Here is a 15,053-nt window from a genome sequence, read left to right as displayed (position 1 = left end):
TTTATATTGGTTAACGACGCGAGGTGGAGCAGTCCGGTAGCTCGTCGGGCTCATAACCCGAAGGTCACAGGTTCAAATCCTGTCTTCGCAACCAAATTTCTCGGATAACCGAGAACACATTCATGGAGCTGTGGTGTAGAGGCCTAACATGCCTGCCTGTCACGCAGGAGACCGCGGGTTCGAATCCCGTCAGCTCCGCCATTTTTACAACATATTCACTTGCCGGTGTAGCTCAGTTGGTAGAGCAACTGACTTGTAATCAGTAGGTCGTGGGTTCGACTCCTATCGCCGGCACCATCTTTACAAACAAATAGGTATGCGGTCGTGGCGGAATTGGCAGACGCGCTAGATTCAGGTTCTAGTGGTGTAACAGCCGTGGAGGTTCGAGTCCTCTCGACCGCACCAAATGCGGAAGTGGCTCAGCGGTAGAGCATCGCCTTGCCAAGGCGAGGGTCGCGGGTTCGATTCCCGTCTTCCGCTCCATTTTTTTTTTTTTTTTTGCGGCCTTAGCTCAGCTGGATAGAGCGTTTGACTACGAATCAAAAGGTCAGGAGTTCGAATCTCTTAGGCCGCGCCATTTTTTTTATAACGGGATGTAGCTCAGCTTGGTAGAGCACCTGGTTTGGGACCAGGGGGTCGCATGTTCAAATCGTGTCATCCCGACCATTAATCGATTATCACAGTCTGCACTTGCGTATAAATGACGCGGGGCAGGCTTTTTTGATTATCGGAATGTGTTAAAATATAATGGAGACTACATACAGAATGCGAGGAACTTGCATATGGTACGTTTTGGAATAATCGGCTCCAACTTTATTACGGAATCATTCGTAGATGCGGCAAGTCAGGCCAATCAGGTTGAAATTACGGCGATTTACTCCCGGACAGCGGACAAGGCCCAAGCGTACGCGGACAAGCATGGCATTGCGAATACGTTCACCGATATCGGAGAGATGGCAAGCAGCGACCTTATTGACGCCATCTATATTGCAAGTCCAAATTCGCTTCATGCTGAGTATGCGATTACGTTTATGAAAGCAGGCAAGCATGTATTGTGCGAGAAGCCGATCGCTTCCAATACGAAAGAGCTGCGCCAGATGATCGAGACGGCTAAGCAGCACCAGGTGCTGCTGATGGAAGCGATGAAATCGACCATGGTGCCTAACTTTGAAGCGATTCAGCAAAATCTGCATAAGATCGGTAAAGTACGCCACTACTATGCGTCCTTCTGCCAATATTCCTCCCGCTATGATGCTTATAAGGAAGGCGTAGTCATGAATGCGTTCCTTCCAGAGCTCTCTAACGGCTCGCTGATGGATATCGGCACGTATTGCATCTATCCGCTTGTTGTACTGTTTGGCAAGCCAGATCGCGTTCAAGCTAGCGCAGTTATGCTTGAGTCAGGCGTGGACGGCAAAGGCAGCTTGATTCTAAGCTATGGGGATATGGAGGCTGTACTTCAGCATTCCAAAATATCCAGCTCAAACCTGCCTGCCGAAATACAAGGCGAGGGCGGCAATATCATCATCGAGCGGATTAGCCAGCCTTCCAGCGTACGCTTGCAGTACCGGGATGGACGAGAAGAGGACGTAAGCCGTCCTCAAGCAAGCAATACGATGGTCTATGAGATTCAGGCGTTTGCCGATCTCATTCATGCCGGCCAGACGGAATCGCCAGTGAACTCCTATGCCAATTCACTGACGGTTATGGAGATCATGGATGAGGCGCGCAGACAGATCGGTCTTGTTTTCCCGGCGGATCAGTCTTAGTAAAAAAACAGACGGCTCTGCTGTCCATCATGGACAGCAGCAGCCGTCTGCTTATCTGCAACCTTACTATAGTTAAGCGGATTGCGTTTGTTCCGCTTGCTCCATCATGAATGCGGAAATTTCCTGGAATCGTTTCTGTACCGTCGCTGCCGATACTTCATACTTCTCAGCAAGCTCATTGCGGTTTTTGTTCAAGCCGTGAACTTCGCTGGCCATGAACTCAAGCGCTGCGCAGAATACGCCCATTTTCCGGAAGCTTGGCGATGTAGCAGTCGAATACGTATGCCAGACCATAATCGTCATGACGGTTTGATCAGGCGTATAATCCGCTTGCATATTTTCGGATAACTGCAGAGCCAGCTCTGCGTATTGAGGATTGCTCCAGGTCAGCTGCGAGTTGATAAAGCCAGCCAAATCAGACTGTTGAACGGAACGCGTACCATTTGCATTTGCTGCTGCAGCTTGCTGGCGATTGTCGCGAGCGGTTTGCTCGTCATTTGCCATGCAGCACTTTTTGTACTTGATTCCGCTGCCACAGTGACATGGCTCGTTTCTACCTAGTTTAGACATAATAAAATTCGTAGCTCCTTCTAACGTTGGTCTTTTTTGCATGAAAGCACATTTGTCTATCATACCACAAAATGAGCTGCATATGGGAAACAGGCGGATATTGGACAGAATAGGAATGACGGAGAGCCTGCAAGCGTAAGCTTATTTCAAAACTATAAACCTCAAGGAGAAATGACAAATGACACAATCTTATACAGCCCATCTGCCTAAATACGCAGAGCTGATTATTCGTACAGGCGCTAATGTACAGCAAGGACAGGAAGTCTTTATTACAGGTGCGGTAGAGATGGCCGATCTCATCCGTCTGGTTGCAGCAAAAGCTTATGACGCCGGTGCAGGGAATGTACATATCGAATGGACGGACGACACATTATCCCGCTTGAAATATGAAAAGGCGGCTGATGAAGTGTTTACGCAATATCCAGAGTGGGAGACGGCTAAACGGAATTCTTTCGTAGAGCGCGGAGCAGTCTTCATCTCGATCGTATCGGCTAGCCCTGACCTGCTGAAGGGAATTGACTCCAAGCGGATAGCGGGCTTCCAGAAGGCTGCAGGACAAGGGCTGAAGGATTTCCGCCGTGCTATGCAAGCCGATAAGGTGAGCTGGACGGTCGTTGCCGCTGCGGGCAAAGAATGGGCAGCAAAAGTATTCCCTGAAGCTTCTGCAGAGGAGGCAGTGGAGCTGCTGTGGAATGCCATCTTTAATGCGGTAAGATTGCATTCCGAGGATCCTGTAGCGGCATGGGAGAAGCATAATGAAACGCTGCACACAAAAGGAGAAGCGCTTAACAGCCGTCATTTTAAAAAGCTGCATTACACGGCTCCAGGAACCGATCTGACGATTGAGCTGGGCGACAAGCATCTGTGGGTTGCCGCAGGCAGCATTAATGCGAACAACGTACCGTTCATGGCCAACATGCCGACTGAAGAGGTCTTCACTGTTCCCGTGAAGACAGGCGTTAACGGCTATGTATCGAGCACGAAGCCGCTTAGCTACGGAGGCAACATTATTGACCGTTTCAAGCTTACCTTCGAGCAGGGAAGAATTGTGAAGGCAGAGGCGGAGGAAGGACAGGAGATTTTGCAGCAGCTGGTCGATACGGACGAGGGTTCGCATTATTTGGGTGAGGTAGCGCTTGTACCTCATCATTCTCCAATTTCGCAGTCCAACATTTTGTTCTACAACACGCTGTTTGACGAGAATGCTTCCAACCATCTGGCGATTGGCAGCGGCTATGCTTTCAACATCGATGGAGGCAAAACGATGTCGCCTGAAGAGCTTGAGGCCAATGGCGTCAATTCGAGCATCACGCATGTCGATTTCATGATCGGCTCCGAGGAAATGGATATCGACGGTATTCAGGCCGACGGTACGGTCGTACCGGTCTTCCGCAAAGGGAACTGGGCGATTTAGTTCCTCTGTTAGATATAAGCAAGGAGAACCAGGCAGGCCGATGGCGGAGCTGCCTGGTTTTTTTTTGCATAAAAACGAAACTACTTGGGTCATGCCATGGTAATATAAGTGAATGAATTTATAGAATCAAATACGACACAGGAGGATAACGACATGATGGCAGTAAAACGCGGCTCAAGGCTCATGCTAATAATCGCTTTGCTTTTTGCAGTTATGCAGCCGCTGACGCCGCAGGCGAGCGCCGATTCCGTTCATCATTGGAAGCATTATACGAATGGGGTCAACTACTTAAAACAAGGCAAGACGAAGCTTGCGATCAAGGAATTGGAGCTGGCTGTCGCGCAATCCGAGCAGGCGGGTTATTTGCGCAAGCTGGCTGAGGCCTACCAGCTGGATAATCAGTTCCAGAAGGCAGCCGATACCTACTACCGGGAAGCAAAAATTCATAAGAAGCTGGGCGAGAAGTCTGGCGATCTAAACACCTACTACGCCGTACTGGCATTAGCCGATGGGCTAAATACAGAAATCGAGTTCTTCCTGGAACAAAACAAAGCAGCTCCGCCAGCGACATCCGGCAAGCTTGCCAAATTCGAGCCGCCAAGCGGGATGTATATCGGGGCTTATATTGATAAAGACAGCGGCGTTGAGAAGCTGCGGGACGGGAAGTTTAAAGCATTTAACGAGAAGACGGGCAAGCAGCATGCGGTCTATTTCAATTATCATAAGTATGGCAGTCCATTCCCTTATCATTGGGCTGAGCAAGTAAAGAAGGCTGGAGGCGCAATTCAATTGGCGCTGCAGCCGGACAAAGGTCTGAGTGAGGTTAAGGACGATGCTTACTTAAGAAAATTCGCTAAAGATGCGGAAGAGGCGGGCGTTCCGATATTTCTGCGATTCGCTTCGGAAATGAACGGCAGCTGGGTGAAATGGAATGGCAACCCGTCGCTCTATATCGAGAAATTCCGGCTCGTATCCAAAGTAATGAAGGAAGCTGCGCCCAATGTAGCGATGGTATGGTCACCCGCGGCCAATCCGAAGCAAAAAATTACCGCGTATTATCCCGGTGACGATTATGTCGATTGGGTTGGTTTAAGCATTTATAGCGTGAAGTATTTCAATGGCAATGTGAAAACGCCGGCCGATCAGGTCAATCCGCTCGATTCGCTCGATTTCGTATATAAGACGTATGCGGGCCGCAAGCCGATTATGGTGAGCGAATACGGAGCGACGCATTTCAGCAAAGCGGGCAACACGTCGACGGTCAATTTTGCCATTACGAAAATGAATATGCTTTACCATGGCGCCAAGCTGAAATATCCGCGGTTGAAATCGATCAACTGGTTCAGCCTCAATACGCTGACGGATTCGCATAGCGCAGACCGCAGCTTGAATAATTTCAGCCTGACGGAAAGCGCTCCGCTGTTAGCTGCATATAGCCGATTAATTAAGGATCCCTATTACTTGTCTAAGGTTGTGGATACGAATCAGCAAGCCAAAGGCTATGAGAAAAGCGTGACGAAATTCGTAAATCAGGGTACAATCAGCAATACGGCAACCGGGATTGTGTGGGTGAAAACCTATGATCCGTATATTAGCAAGGTGGTAGCCAAGGTGGATGGGATTGAGGTTATGAGCAAGCAGCAATATCCATATGCTTTTACTATAGATCCTAAGAAGCTGAAAACAGGCAGTCATAAACTTGAAATTATCGTATTTGATTCAAAGAGCAGAGTCGCATCCCGAAAGCTGGTCGATTTCAAGACGGCTGGATAGCGGCTTCTTAACTGGGAGGTATATAAAAATGAGCAGTTTTTTCGATAAAGTAAAGGCTAGCGTCGCTGAGGCAGGCGACAAGGTGAAAGCAGGCGTTGTAGAGGCTGGCAACAAAGCAAAGACGGTAATGGAAATTAACAAGCTGAAGCTGCAAAACAACTCCAAGCTGAATGAAATCGAGAGGCAGTACCGTGAAATCGGCAAGCTGGTTTTTGAGACAAAGCAGCAGGATGCCTCAGTAAAGGTAAGCAGTGATGAGCTGGAGCCTTTCGTGAATACGATCAAAGGGCTGCAGGAGGAAATCGAGCATAACTTGAAGGAAATCAAGTTTCTGTCGGATGACAATGTCATTGTCGAGAAGGCTAAAAACGATAAGCCCGTCGTCTTGATGCAATACGAGCCTGAGGAAAAAGAAGAAAAGTAAGTTAAGTATGTTATAATAATGGGCAATGATTGAAGTTGGGGTGATAACATTGTCCAAAAAAAGAAAAACAGCGCCGCAGCCTAACTCGTCTTCACGCGAAGATAAAGCGCCTACGTTGAAGGATATGCTAAGTGCAGACATTCTTCAGAAGCTCAAGCAGCAAGCGGAGGACCTGAAGGCCTCGGAGGAGAAGCAGAAGCAGGATGCCTTGGCCAAAGCAGAGGAAGCCCGTAAGCAAGAGCAAAAGCGGAATGAAAACGATATGAACTATTTGCTGGACCATTACAAAGTCGACAACAGTAAATACAAATAAACCGTTCCTTGGACCAACTAACTACAATAAGCGCCACAAACACAAAAGGAATCGTCGCCGTATGAAGCGTGATTCCTTTTGTGTTTGTTGTATATACGATTTTTTTTGGCCTGAAGGTCTGGTGTTGTACGTGTCGCCGGATTGATGTCATGCCAGCTCCCCCGCAGGCTTTGGGGATTGAGCATACCTTGACGTTCTTGTTTTTGCCGAATCTTCTTTGCTTTGCTTGTCGCCATTGCGATCATAGCCCCTTTCCATTCTGCTTTCCTTTTTATTATAGAATGAATAGGGTTCGGAAGGAAGGGAAAACGTCTAATGACAGGGCATATAACGGTAGTCCAAATAAGCGGAAATTCGCTTTGTTATCATTAATTTTCCGTCAGTCTGTTTGTGGATGCGGTAGTAAACAATGTGATTGCTGTCCGGATCGCCAGACAAGGATGTCCGGACGAGCAGATAACGGCTTGTCTCATTTTTAATGAGCAAAGATACGACTTCAACCGGAACCGGGCCTGGGTCACCAACGATGACATAGAGCCTGCCTTTATATGAAATGGTTTTTAGGTTGCAAAATAAAGTGCTGCTTATTTGGCTGCTCCAATATCGCTTGAAATAAGCGAGCACTTTGGAGCGGGTGCTAAAGCGCAGAGGCAATTGGGCGTATTCGTTTCCGTTGATGCGGATGACTTTACGAGTAGAGGCGGAGTAATAAACAACGAACCAGGCTTGCTCGGCTTTATTAATTAGCGTGCGAAGGCGCGGGAGGGAAGTTTCTTTTAATACAGCCATCGTTCACTCTCCTTTCTATGTTGTTTCTATTAGCATCATATGTAGAATTGCTAGAATGGTGAGAGGCATTCATCGTTTTATGTAGCTGCAATATAGACAGGGGTAATAAACCTCCATCGTATCCGTACAGGAAGGAAGTGGGCGACATGTTCAACAGAACGCTAGTCATAAGCGATATCCACGGCTGCTATGACGCTTTTAACCGGTTGCTGGAACAAGCAGCTTACGATCCGGCAGATGACCTTCTGCTGCTTCTGGGCGACTTTGTCGATAAAGGCCCAGACAGCAGCCTTGTTGTCGAGCTGGCGCTGAGTCTAGTCCGCGATCATGGTGCTATCGCTATAAGGGGGAACCATGATGAGAGGTTTGTTCATATTGCCCGAGGCGGGAACGGTGAAGCGGAAGGGAAGTTTTTCAAGCATGGCGGCTTTGAGACGTTCGCAAGCTATGTGGGGAAGCCTGCTATCAAAGGCACTTCTCCAGAGAAGCTGATAATGGAATTTAGAGAAGCGGTCAACGGAATATATGCCCACCATATTGAATTTTTGGAGCAGCTGCCCTATTATTACGAGGATGACTGGTATATATATGTGCATGCCGGAGTGAACCCGCGGTTCGCGGCGAATTGGAAGCAGCAGCCGAAGCGTGACTTTATGTATATCAAAGAACCGTTCCATTCTGCAGACCGTTTCTTATCCAAAGTAGTCGTGTTTGGACATACGAAGACGGTGGACTTGCATGGCAAACCGGATGTTTGGTTTGGCAAAGGGAAAATCGGAATTGACGGAGGCTGTTCGGCTGGGTTTCAATTGAATGCTCTGGAGATTGCAGGACCGGATCTTCTGCGGACGATTAAGGTGCCGGCTCGGGCTAGAATAAGATAGCTTATTAAACAGAAAAAGGCGTGCATAGCGAATAACCATGCATGCCTTTTTACAGCGAAATCGGCCTTTTACGATAAAAATCGATTAAATATTAAAAAAAGGTAATTGTTAGAAGGAAGACCATCGAAGATTGTCGAAATCTTGAGTATTAAGAACTAAAAATCACTTGTCGAGCTTTGGGGTGTCTTGAATGAATGCGTTCGTGAAACGAATAGCGGTGGTCATGCTGCTATTTATACTTTTTCAGCTTAGCCTTCTAGTTCCCCCGTCATTTGCCGCCGGGAAGGATACCGCTATTACAGTTAATGAGTGGCAAATGAGATGGGAGACAAACGGTACCAATACGATACAATCCACAGATGCAATAGATGATAGTTGGTTTCCTATATATCAAGGAGTATCCGATCCGATTAAGCCTAATGGGGTAAATGCCGCATGGATTAAACTAGAAATACCTAGTGGTTTAGAGGATAGTCCTGGATTGTTAATTACGAAGGCATATGCAGAAAGCGTGCATGTTTATTTAAATGATCGTGATATCTATCACTCGATAAGAAATTACCGCTATGACGTTAATAAAATTTTGCTTCCGCTTGATCCGTCAAATTCCAATAATACGGTCTTAATTAAATTAGAAAGTAAAAATGGACGTATTGGCATTCCTGATGCTTTTATATTTGATGATTATCAAGTGTTATTAAAAAATTTCATGCAGCGGGAAATGATTGATGTCATTCTTGGGTCATCTTTCATCTTTGTTTCGATCATTATGTTTTTATGTGCAGGCTTTGTCAGCCGAAACTTCTTTGTTGGATGGAATGCGCTTAGCGTTACCATTCTTTCAGTAGGTACAATGATTGTGACGTACTCACCGTTCTTATACAGCTTCTATGGTAATTATGGAAAGCTATACTATAAATTATTTGATGTCGCACAGACAGTTACTTTACCTGCAATGATTCTTTTCGTAAGGCAAATTTTTGGTGTCGGGCCTTATTCTTTAATTAAAATTTCTTTCCGGATCACTGTTTCCTATGCAGTCTTTTGTCTTTCTTTTATGACTTTCAATTTGCTTACTCACGACAAATATAATAGTATTTATTTTTTATTTTCGGTATTCCTGTTTGGCATTGTTATGATTGCAAGCGGAGTTGTGCTTGTCTGGGCCCTAGTCTATTATTGTCTGAAAAAAAACAAAGAGGCTTATATTCTATGTGCAGGCTTAGGCATATTCCTTGTGACCGTTAGTATGGAAATACTATGGTTTTATATTAAGGAGACCCATTACGAACTGTATTTATGGAAATGGGGAGTGGTATGCTTTGTCATTTCCTTAATTGTCATTCTCGGGAAACGAATCGCACATAACTATGAGCAAGTCGTTGCCTATTCGAAAAAGCTTGAAATGTACAATAACGAATTGCAGCGCTCGGAGAAAATGGAAATCATTAGTCAATTGGCGGCTTCGGTTGCTCATGAGGTTCGTAATCCTTTACAGGTAACCAGAGGCTTTCTGCAACTGTTGTTTGAGAGGTCGTCACAAGAAAAAGAAAAGAGTTATTTAGATCTTTCTATTAATGAATTAGACAGGGCTTCGGCTATCATCACTGATTTTCTGACCTTTGCCAAGCCGCAGACTGATAATAATGGAGCTCTAGATATCGGTGAGGAATTGGAAAAAATCGTTGGAATTCTTATTCCGCTCGCCAATCTGCAAGGCGGAGAAATTAATTTAAAGGTTGAACGAAAAATGTTTGTACGAGGTAATTCCTCGAAATTTAAACAATGTATTATCAATATTATTAAGAATAGTGTTGAAGCATTGAATGGTGAAGGGAAAATCGATGTAATCGCTCAAATTATTGAGGATAAGGTTCATATACAAGTCCGTGATAATGGCGAGGGGATGTCAGCAAATGAACTGGAGAAGCTGGGAGAGCCATATTTCTCTAAAAAAACAAAAGGCACTGGTCTTGGCTTAATGGTTTCGTTCCGGATTATTGAAAGCATGCAAGGGGAAATTCGTTATAGCAGTGTGAAGGGGAAAGGAACAGAAGTAAATATTAATTTTCCTATCTTAAAAGAATAGCGCCGGGCAAGGGCTCGGCGCCAAGTGTACTACCACATTTCTACTTGAGTAGATGAATCTGAAGATTTAGCAGAAGCTTCAGCCGGATGCTGTGGAATTATGAGGTAGTGGTGCTTGGCAGATTCTTCAACTACAGTAAGCTCAAGTCCTTCAGGGATCTCAACATCGAAAGCTTCCTTGAGTGCACCTTTAGGGTCGCTAAGAAGGCGCGCTTTGAAAGCCTCATCTTCCCAAGCCTTTTTGATAATTTGTTCCTTCAAGATTTGTTCTGCCGACATGATAATCACCCTTTGTCCTATGTAATGTTTTTCTATTCCTAGTTTACCATGACTTAGGGGCTAAATCTATCAATTATTCGACAAAAAAAATCGTTCTATATAACTATTTGGATAGAAACAATTGCAAGCCTCCGCCGGATAACAGCAATGATCGATTCTTTTCGACACGTTTGGCTCCTGATTCAAGATTGGAGCAGATTGACGAATGAAATAAGGAAAGATAGCTCAATGGCACAGATGAATTTTCTAAAAAGGAATGGTTGAGTTTTGCTTGAGCGGAGTAGTCTTTGAGCAAGTCGTTAATGTAGATTGCATTTTGCATTTGTTTTTCTGTAATTGTCCCTGACCAGTCTATTAAATAAGTAGAGGCAGCCAATGATACTAAACAATTGTAGCTGCCTTCTTTCAAGTCTTCATTCCAGTCAGCCCAATCATCTGCCATTTGAAGCGTAACCAGCGTGTATGAAATCAACGTATCAACTTCGCTAATTAATTCAGGTTTCCCGCTCAAAAGAAGAGCCCCAGTACTGGCGAATTTAACGGGAGCGGCTTTGTTAGCTACTTTAAGTCTATCGTTTTGAAAATAATCCTCAATGTTTTCTGCCGCCACACTTACAGCCCATTCTTTTACATATTGTTTCATGTGCTTCCAGAAAGGTGATTCAGCCGGGAAAAATGCCAGCAACAGCCCGTGAGTCTCCAATTGAAATAATTGAGCGATGGAAAGTTTTTGTTTATTATCCGTCTGCACGGAATCCATGGCATCGTCCAATATAAAATAATAAAGCATATTGAACACACCCGCCACCGACAGCTTCCTCGCTTGCTCGTCACTAATAGGAGCGATGTCTCTCATCCAGTAAGGAAGAAGATAGCAAATATAGTTTTTGGCGCTGTCCGTTTGAAAAACGTCAAACTTTTGCAAGTAGTTGAGGCCGATTGCATCAAACGGCTCAGGGAATAAAGAAATCCGCTGCTTAACATCATCAAAAACAATTCGCATTTCGCTTTCGAATGGCGTGAAATAATTCATTCTGTTCCTCCTCTATCGCTTCTGGAATTCAAGGCCGAACATATGGATCTCATGCGAACAGAAGTCGTCATGAAGCCATGCTGACAGTTCTTTTTCCCGCTCCTCTGAGATCGGCTCTTTCGTATATAGTTCTGTCACACATATCATATAGCGGTAAAGCAATCGCTTCGTCTCTCGGTCCTTAGCTGTTAATCGGTAGCGTTCCGTCCGCAAATGAGTAAAGCCTGTATGGGTCATCTCCAGCTTCAGGCGATCGGCGAAGGAAAGCCAACCCTTTGATTGCATGGATTGACGGGATTGTACATATAATTGCGAGAACAGCGGCAAGCGGCCGTTTAACTGCAAGGCGTTATCATCCGCGTCTAGCAATAGAAGGCGGCCCCCGGGAACCATACACTTATAAGCCCACTCGGCAAATTGAATCCGATCCGGGATATGCTGCATAACCAAACGGGCAACGATAGCTCCGGCACTGTCCGGCTCTACTGAAGCAGATTCATAGCTTGATAGCTGGAAATCCAGTCGATCCTTTTGCTTACGTACAGCTCTTTCGAAAATTCCGGCTTCGTATTCTAGTCCGGTTAATGATAACTGAGGATAGGTATCATGCAGCCGAGACAAGTAATCGCCGTTTCCGCAGCCTACATCGATCAGAGTACTGGACTCTTTTTCAAGAAAGTGGAAGAAAAGGTTATTTTCTTGTTCGAAAAAAAGCGTCGTCGTCAATTGGAGCATTTCATCGAATAGGTCGATAGGGAGAACAGTCATGGCTCACATCATTTCTGTTATAATTTTCTAGTCCAACTATAGCACAATGGTCCTGCCTGTTAAATAGAATAGGATAGAGAGAGATTTCTTCTAAATATACAACTTTACTAAGTTTTGGTTGAGAATGCAGACAGATTCCATTAAAATATGGGGTATGGGCTGTTTGCAGAAAAAACTAGACCTTAGTCGTGGACATCGTTAATACCCGAGCAGGTTATGAAACCGTTGCTCCTGCATTAAAGTAATAGAAGGAAAGTGAGCTCTTTAATGTGGAGGTAGTAAGGCATGAGAAGCGAATTCGATGTTTACGTAATATTAACTGATACAGGAACGTTGTTTACAAGAACGATCAAGCTCTTTACGAGAGATCCTCTTAATCACGCCTCCATCGCCTTTGACAGTCAATTGAACGAAGTATACAGCTTCGGACGTAAAAATCCTCATAATCCGTTTTTTGGCGGCTTTGTGAAGGAAAACATGCGTGGACAGTTGTTCGAGCAAGCTTCGTGCGCGTTGTATCGGATTCGTGTTAATCAGGCAGAGTATGTAAGGATGCGCAATTTAATTGAATATATGGAACGCAATCGTGATCAATACCGTTATAATCTGCTGGGTGTAGTGGGCGTACTGTTTAACATTCAGATGAAACGCGAATACGCTTACTTTTGCTCCCAGTTCGTCGCATCTGTCTTTGCGGAGAGCGGCGTGCAGCTGTGCAATAAATCACCACTTATGGTCACACCGGGTGATTTGGAGAATACGCCTGTGCTGGAGCTCGTCTATCAAGGCACTCTGCAATCTTATATGGACAGTGACAGCTGCCTGGGAAGCAGCGTAGCGGGCTTGGGGCGGTCTATGGCTGCTGTATAAGGGACCAGTTAACCGATTAAATGAAATAATCACTATGATAAGAATGCAGATTCGCTTGTACGTATATATGAAAAAAGAGACGCCCTACGTCATGCTGAGATGACAGAGGAGCGTCTCTTATTCGTTTCGCCTGCGCATAGGCACTCAGAGCGGCCTATTAGCCATTAACGATTTCGCCGCCATTGACGTGCATCACTTGTCCCGTCACGTAGCTGGAGTCCTCTGAAGCGAGAAATACGTAGGCGCCGGCCATTTCATGAGGCTGACCGGCCCGCTTCATAGGCGTATCCGCGCCGAAGGTCGTGACAGACTGCTCATCAATCGAAGAGGGGATGAACGGCGTCCAGATCGGTCCAGGGGCTACACCGTTGACTCGAATCCCTTGCTCCGCTAGATTGGCAGACAGCGAGCGGGTAAAGGAAACGATCGCTCCCTTAGTGGCGGAGTAGTCGATTAGTGTTGGATTGCCGCGATAAGCAGTAACAGAAGCGGTATTAATAATGGAAGCGCCTTGTTTCAAGTGCGGGAGCGCAGCCTTGGTCAGAAAGAACATTGCGAACACATTGGTACGGAACGTCGCCTCCAATTGTTTCCCGGTAATATCCTCCAGCCGCTGTTGAACATGCTGTTCGCCTGCATTGTTGACGACAATGTCAAGCTTGCCGAACTCCAGCACCGTCCGTTCGACCACACTGCGGCAAAAGGCTTCATCACCTAGATCGCCGGGAAGGAGCAGGCAGCGTTTGCCGGCCGCTTCAACTTCTTTCTTCACCAGTTGCGCATCCTCATGCTCATTAAAGTAAGGGATGGCGACGTCGCAGCCTTCCAGTGCGAAGGCTACGGCTACCGCACGGCCTATGCCGCTGTCGCCGCCAGTAATGATGGCTGCTTTGCCGGTCAGCTTGCCGGCGGCTTTATAGCTGTCCGACTTGTAGACAGGCAGCGGCTTCATTAGCGATTCGATACCGGGCTGCTGTAATTGATGCTGCGGCGGAAATTGCGGAGTTTTTGGAGTTGCAGATGAGTCTTGCATGTATTGGAGCCTCCTTCTTTTTATTCTATTGTGGTATAGATGAAGAGGGTTCATACGTTGCTTATTTTCAAGCGTCTGTTTAGGAATAAAGTTTCAATTGACAATGATTATCATTCGGGATTATACTTCGTTTTAGTGCTAAAATAAACTTTTTATACAGGCTAAGGGGATATCGGGATGAAGTTCAAATTTATAGCAATGATGCTTGCCAGCGCGTTAATATTTGCGGGCTGCGGTTCGAACAAGGAAGCTGCGGAACCGGCGAAAAACGAACAGCCGGCTGTAGTTGAAGAAAGCGGCCAAGATGCGCCCAAAGTAGAGAACTGGGATGAAATTACGGAGCAATACCGGCAATTCGCTGTGGAACAAGCGGATTCCTTCGTTATTGAAACAGAGAAATTTGTGAAAGCAGTCAAGTCCGGGGATCTGGAAGGCGCGAAAAAGCTCTATGCGCCTACACGGATGTATTTCGAGAGAATCGAGCCGATTGCCGAAGCGCTGGGCGACTTCGATCCGAATATTGATGCACGTGAGAACGATGTGGAAGAGAAGGACTGGCGCGGTTTCCACCGCATTGAGAAAGCGTTGTGGGAGAGCAAAACGACAGAAGGCATGGACGGTTATGCCGACACGCTTCTCCAGGACGCTAAGCTGCTTCGTGCGCTGATGGAAACGGTAGAGGTAGAGCCAAGCCTGCTCGTTACAGGGGCTGTGGAGCTGTTGAACGAGGTCTCCTCTTCGAAGGTTACAGGTGAGGAAGAACGCTATTCCCATACCGATCTGTATGATTTCGCAGCGAATGTTGAGGGTGCGAAAAAAATATATGAATTGCTCCAGACCGAGCTGGGCAAGCAAAACGCCGAGCTGGAAGCGGAAATCGGCACCAGCTTCAAAAATCTTGAAGAGGCACTGGCAACCTACAAGAGCGGGGATGGATATGTCTCCTATCTGGATTTGAAGCAGGAAGATACGAAAAAGCTGAGCCAACTGCTGGACGCGCTTGCCGAGCCGTTGTCGCAGATGGGCACCATTCTGGGGGCATAAGC

Annotated in this window: 16 protein-coding genes, 7 tRNA genes and 1 pseudogene; 16 read left to right on the top strand and 8 right to left on the bottom strand. The window is 46.2% G+C overall.

Going from position 1 to position 15,053, the window contains the following annotated elements; all coding sequences use genetic code 11:
- The first annotated feature begins 17 nt into the window (after positions 1-17).
- From ACFVVF_RS25210 to ACFVVF_RS25175, 8 genes are all read left to right on the top strand, one after another.
- Positions 18-94: transfer RNA gene (locus ACFVVF_RS25210), tRNA-Met, on the top strand.
- Positions 95-124: 30 nt separating this feature from the next.
- Positions 125-201 (top strand) — tRNA-Asp (locus ACFVVF_RS25205).
- A gap of 20 nt (positions 202-221) precedes the next feature.
- Positions 222-297, top strand: a tRNA-Thr gene (locus tag ACFVVF_RS25200).
- A 21-nt stretch (positions 298-318) separates the two neighbouring features.
- Positions 319-405 (top strand) — tRNA-Leu (locus ACFVVF_RS25195).
- A 3-nt stretch (positions 406-408) separates the two neighbouring features.
- A tRNA-Gly gene (locus tag ACFVVF_RS25190) sits at positions 409-483 on the top strand.
- A 17-nt stretch (positions 484-500) separates the two neighbouring features.
- Positions 501-577: transfer RNA gene (locus ACFVVF_RS25185), tRNA-Arg, on the top strand.
- 12 nt (positions 578-589) lie between these two features.
- Positions 590-666, top strand: a tRNA-Pro gene (locus tag ACFVVF_RS25180).
- 116 nt (positions 667-782) lie between these two features.
- Positions 783-1,769 (top strand): Gfo/Idh/MocA family protein, encoded by a 987-nt coding sequence (locus ACFVVF_RS25175; RefSeq protein WP_387815405.1) that lies wholly within the window; start codon positions 783-785, stop codon positions 1,767-1,769.
- A gap of 72 nt (positions 1,770-1,841) precedes the next feature.
- Here ACFVVF_RS25175 and ACFVVF_RS25170 read toward each other — a convergent pair whose 3' ends face one another.
- A complete protein-coding gene (locus ACFVVF_RS25170; protein ID WP_483875034.1) occupies positions 1,842-2,273 on the bottom strand; it encodes a cyclin family protein in 432 nt (143 codons plus the stop codon).
- A 21-nt stretch (positions 2,274-2,294) separates the two neighbouring features.
- Positions 2,295-2,339 (bottom strand): annotated as a pseudogene (locus ACFVVF_RS29235) (SEC-C metal-binding domain-containing protein); the annotation flags it as partial.
- 178 nt (positions 2,340-2,517) lie between these two features.
- Between ACFVVF_RS29235 and ACFVVF_RS25165 the strand changes: the two are divergent.
- The 4 genes from ACFVVF_RS25165 to ACFVVF_RS25150 all read left to right on the top strand — a co-directional run bounded on the left by ACFVVF_RS25165 (position 2,518) and on the right by ACFVVF_RS25150 (position 6,263).
- The gene (locus ACFVVF_RS25165; protein WP_387815401.1) at positions 2,518-3,753 is read left to right on the top strand and encodes an aminopeptidase; all 1,236 of its coding nucleotides are present in this window, start codon (positions 2,518-2,520) and stop codon (positions 3,751-3,753) included.
- 153 nt (positions 3,754-3,906) lie between these two features.
- On the top strand, positions 3,907-5,526 hold the full coding sequence (locus ACFVVF_RS25160) for a glycosyl hydrolase (RefSeq protein WP_387815399.1): 1,620 nt from the start codon (positions 3,907-3,909) through the stop codon (positions 5,524-5,526).
- A 28-nt stretch (positions 5,527-5,554) separates the two neighbouring features.
- Positions 5,555-5,950, top strand: coding sequence for a hypothetical protein (locus tag ACFVVF_RS25155; protein WP_387815398.1), 396 nt, complete (start codon positions 5,555-5,557; stop codon positions 5,948-5,950).
- Positions 5,951-5,975: 25 nt separating this feature from the next.
- A complete protein-coding gene (locus tag ACFVVF_RS25150; protein ID WP_387815396.1) occupies positions 5,976-6,263 on the top strand; it encodes a YqkE family protein in 288 nt (95 codons plus the stop codon).
- Positions 6,264-6,280: 17 nt separating this feature from the next.
- Here ACFVVF_RS25150 and ACFVVF_RS25145 read toward each other — a convergent pair whose 3' ends face one another.
- Both ACFVVF_RS25145 and ACFVVF_RS25140 read right to left on the bottom strand, forming a co-directional pair.
- Positions 6,281-6,499, bottom strand: a complete 219-nt coding sequence (locus ACFVVF_RS25145) for a hypothetical protein (RefSeq protein ID WP_387815394.1) — start codon at positions 6,497-6,499, stop codon at positions 6,281-6,283.
- Between the two features lie 76 nt (positions 6,500-6,575).
- Positions 6,576-7,052, bottom strand: coding sequence for a DL-endopeptidase inhibitor IseA family protein (locus tag ACFVVF_RS25140; protein WP_387815392.1), 477 nt, complete (start codon positions 7,050-7,052; stop codon positions 6,576-6,578).
- 146 nt (positions 7,053-7,198) lie between these two features.
- Here ACFVVF_RS25140 and ACFVVF_RS25135 point away from each other — a divergent pair, with 146 nt between their 5' ends.
- Entirely contained in the window at positions 7,199-7,936 is a 738-nt protein-coding gene (locus tag ACFVVF_RS25135; protein WP_387815390.1) for a metallophosphoesterase, read from the top strand.
- Between the two features lie 190 nt (positions 7,937-8,126).
- Positions 8,127-10,025, top strand: coding sequence for an ATP-binding protein (locus tag ACFVVF_RS25130; RefSeq protein WP_387815389.1), 1,899 nt, complete (start codon positions 8,127-8,129; stop codon positions 10,023-10,025).
- A 29-nt stretch (positions 10,026-10,054) separates the two neighbouring features.
- Here the strand turns inward: ACFVVF_RS25130 and ACFVVF_RS25125 are convergent, their stop codons facing one another.
- The 3 genes from ACFVVF_RS25125 to ACFVVF_RS25115 form a co-directional block, all read right to left on the bottom strand.
- Entirely contained in the window at positions 10,055-10,303 is a 249-nt protein-coding gene (locus tag ACFVVF_RS25125) for an NHLP leader peptide family RiPP precursor (RefSeq protein ID WP_387815387.1), read from the bottom strand.
- A gap of 103 nt (positions 10,304-10,406) precedes the next feature.
- The gene (locus ACFVVF_RS25120; protein WP_387815385.1) at positions 10,407-11,336 is read right to left on the bottom strand and encodes a class 1 isoprenoid biosynthesis enzyme; all 930 of its coding nucleotides are present in this window, start codon (positions 11,334-11,336) and stop codon (positions 10,407-10,409) included.
- A gap of 12 nt (positions 11,337-11,348) precedes the next feature.
- Positions 11,349-12,104: a class I SAM-dependent methyltransferase gene (locus ACFVVF_RS25115; RefSeq protein WP_387815383.1), complete on the bottom strand. Its 756-nt coding sequence runs from the start codon at positions 12,102-12,104 to the stop codon at positions 11,349-11,351.
- Between the two features lie 285 nt (positions 12,105-12,389).
- Between ACFVVF_RS25115 and ACFVVF_RS25110 the strand changes: the two genes are divergently transcribed.
- Positions 12,390-12,974, top strand: coding sequence for a hypothetical protein (locus ACFVVF_RS25110; protein WP_387815381.1), 585 nt, complete (start codon positions 12,390-12,392; stop codon positions 12,972-12,974).
- Between the two features lie 157 nt (positions 12,975-13,131).
- Here ACFVVF_RS25110 and ACFVVF_RS25105 read toward each other — a convergent pair whose 3' ends face one another.
- Entirely contained in the window at positions 13,132-14,007 is an 876-nt protein-coding gene (locus ACFVVF_RS25105) for an SDR family oxidoreductase (protein ID WP_387815379.1), read from the bottom strand.
- Between the two features lie 177 nt (positions 14,008-14,184).
- On the opposite strand from ACFVVF_RS25105, the gene efeO reads away from it, so the two are divergent.
- On the top strand, positions 14,185-15,051 hold the full coding sequence (efeO, locus tag ACFVVF_RS25100; RefSeq protein ID WP_387815377.1) for an iron uptake system protein EfeO: 867 nt from the start codon (positions 14,185-14,187) through the stop codon (positions 15,049-15,051).
- The last annotated feature ends 2 nt before the right edge of the window (positions 15,052-15,053 follow it).

Origin of the sequence: Paenibacillus sp. NPDC058174, from assembly GCF_042883865.1 — a bacterium.
Classification (GTDB): domain Bacteria; phylum Bacillota; class Bacilli; order Paenibacillales; family Paenibacillaceae; genus Pristimantibacillus.
The sequence above is the reverse complement of the archived record's forward strand: the minus strand, read 5'-3'. Positions and strand labels throughout refer to the sequence as shown.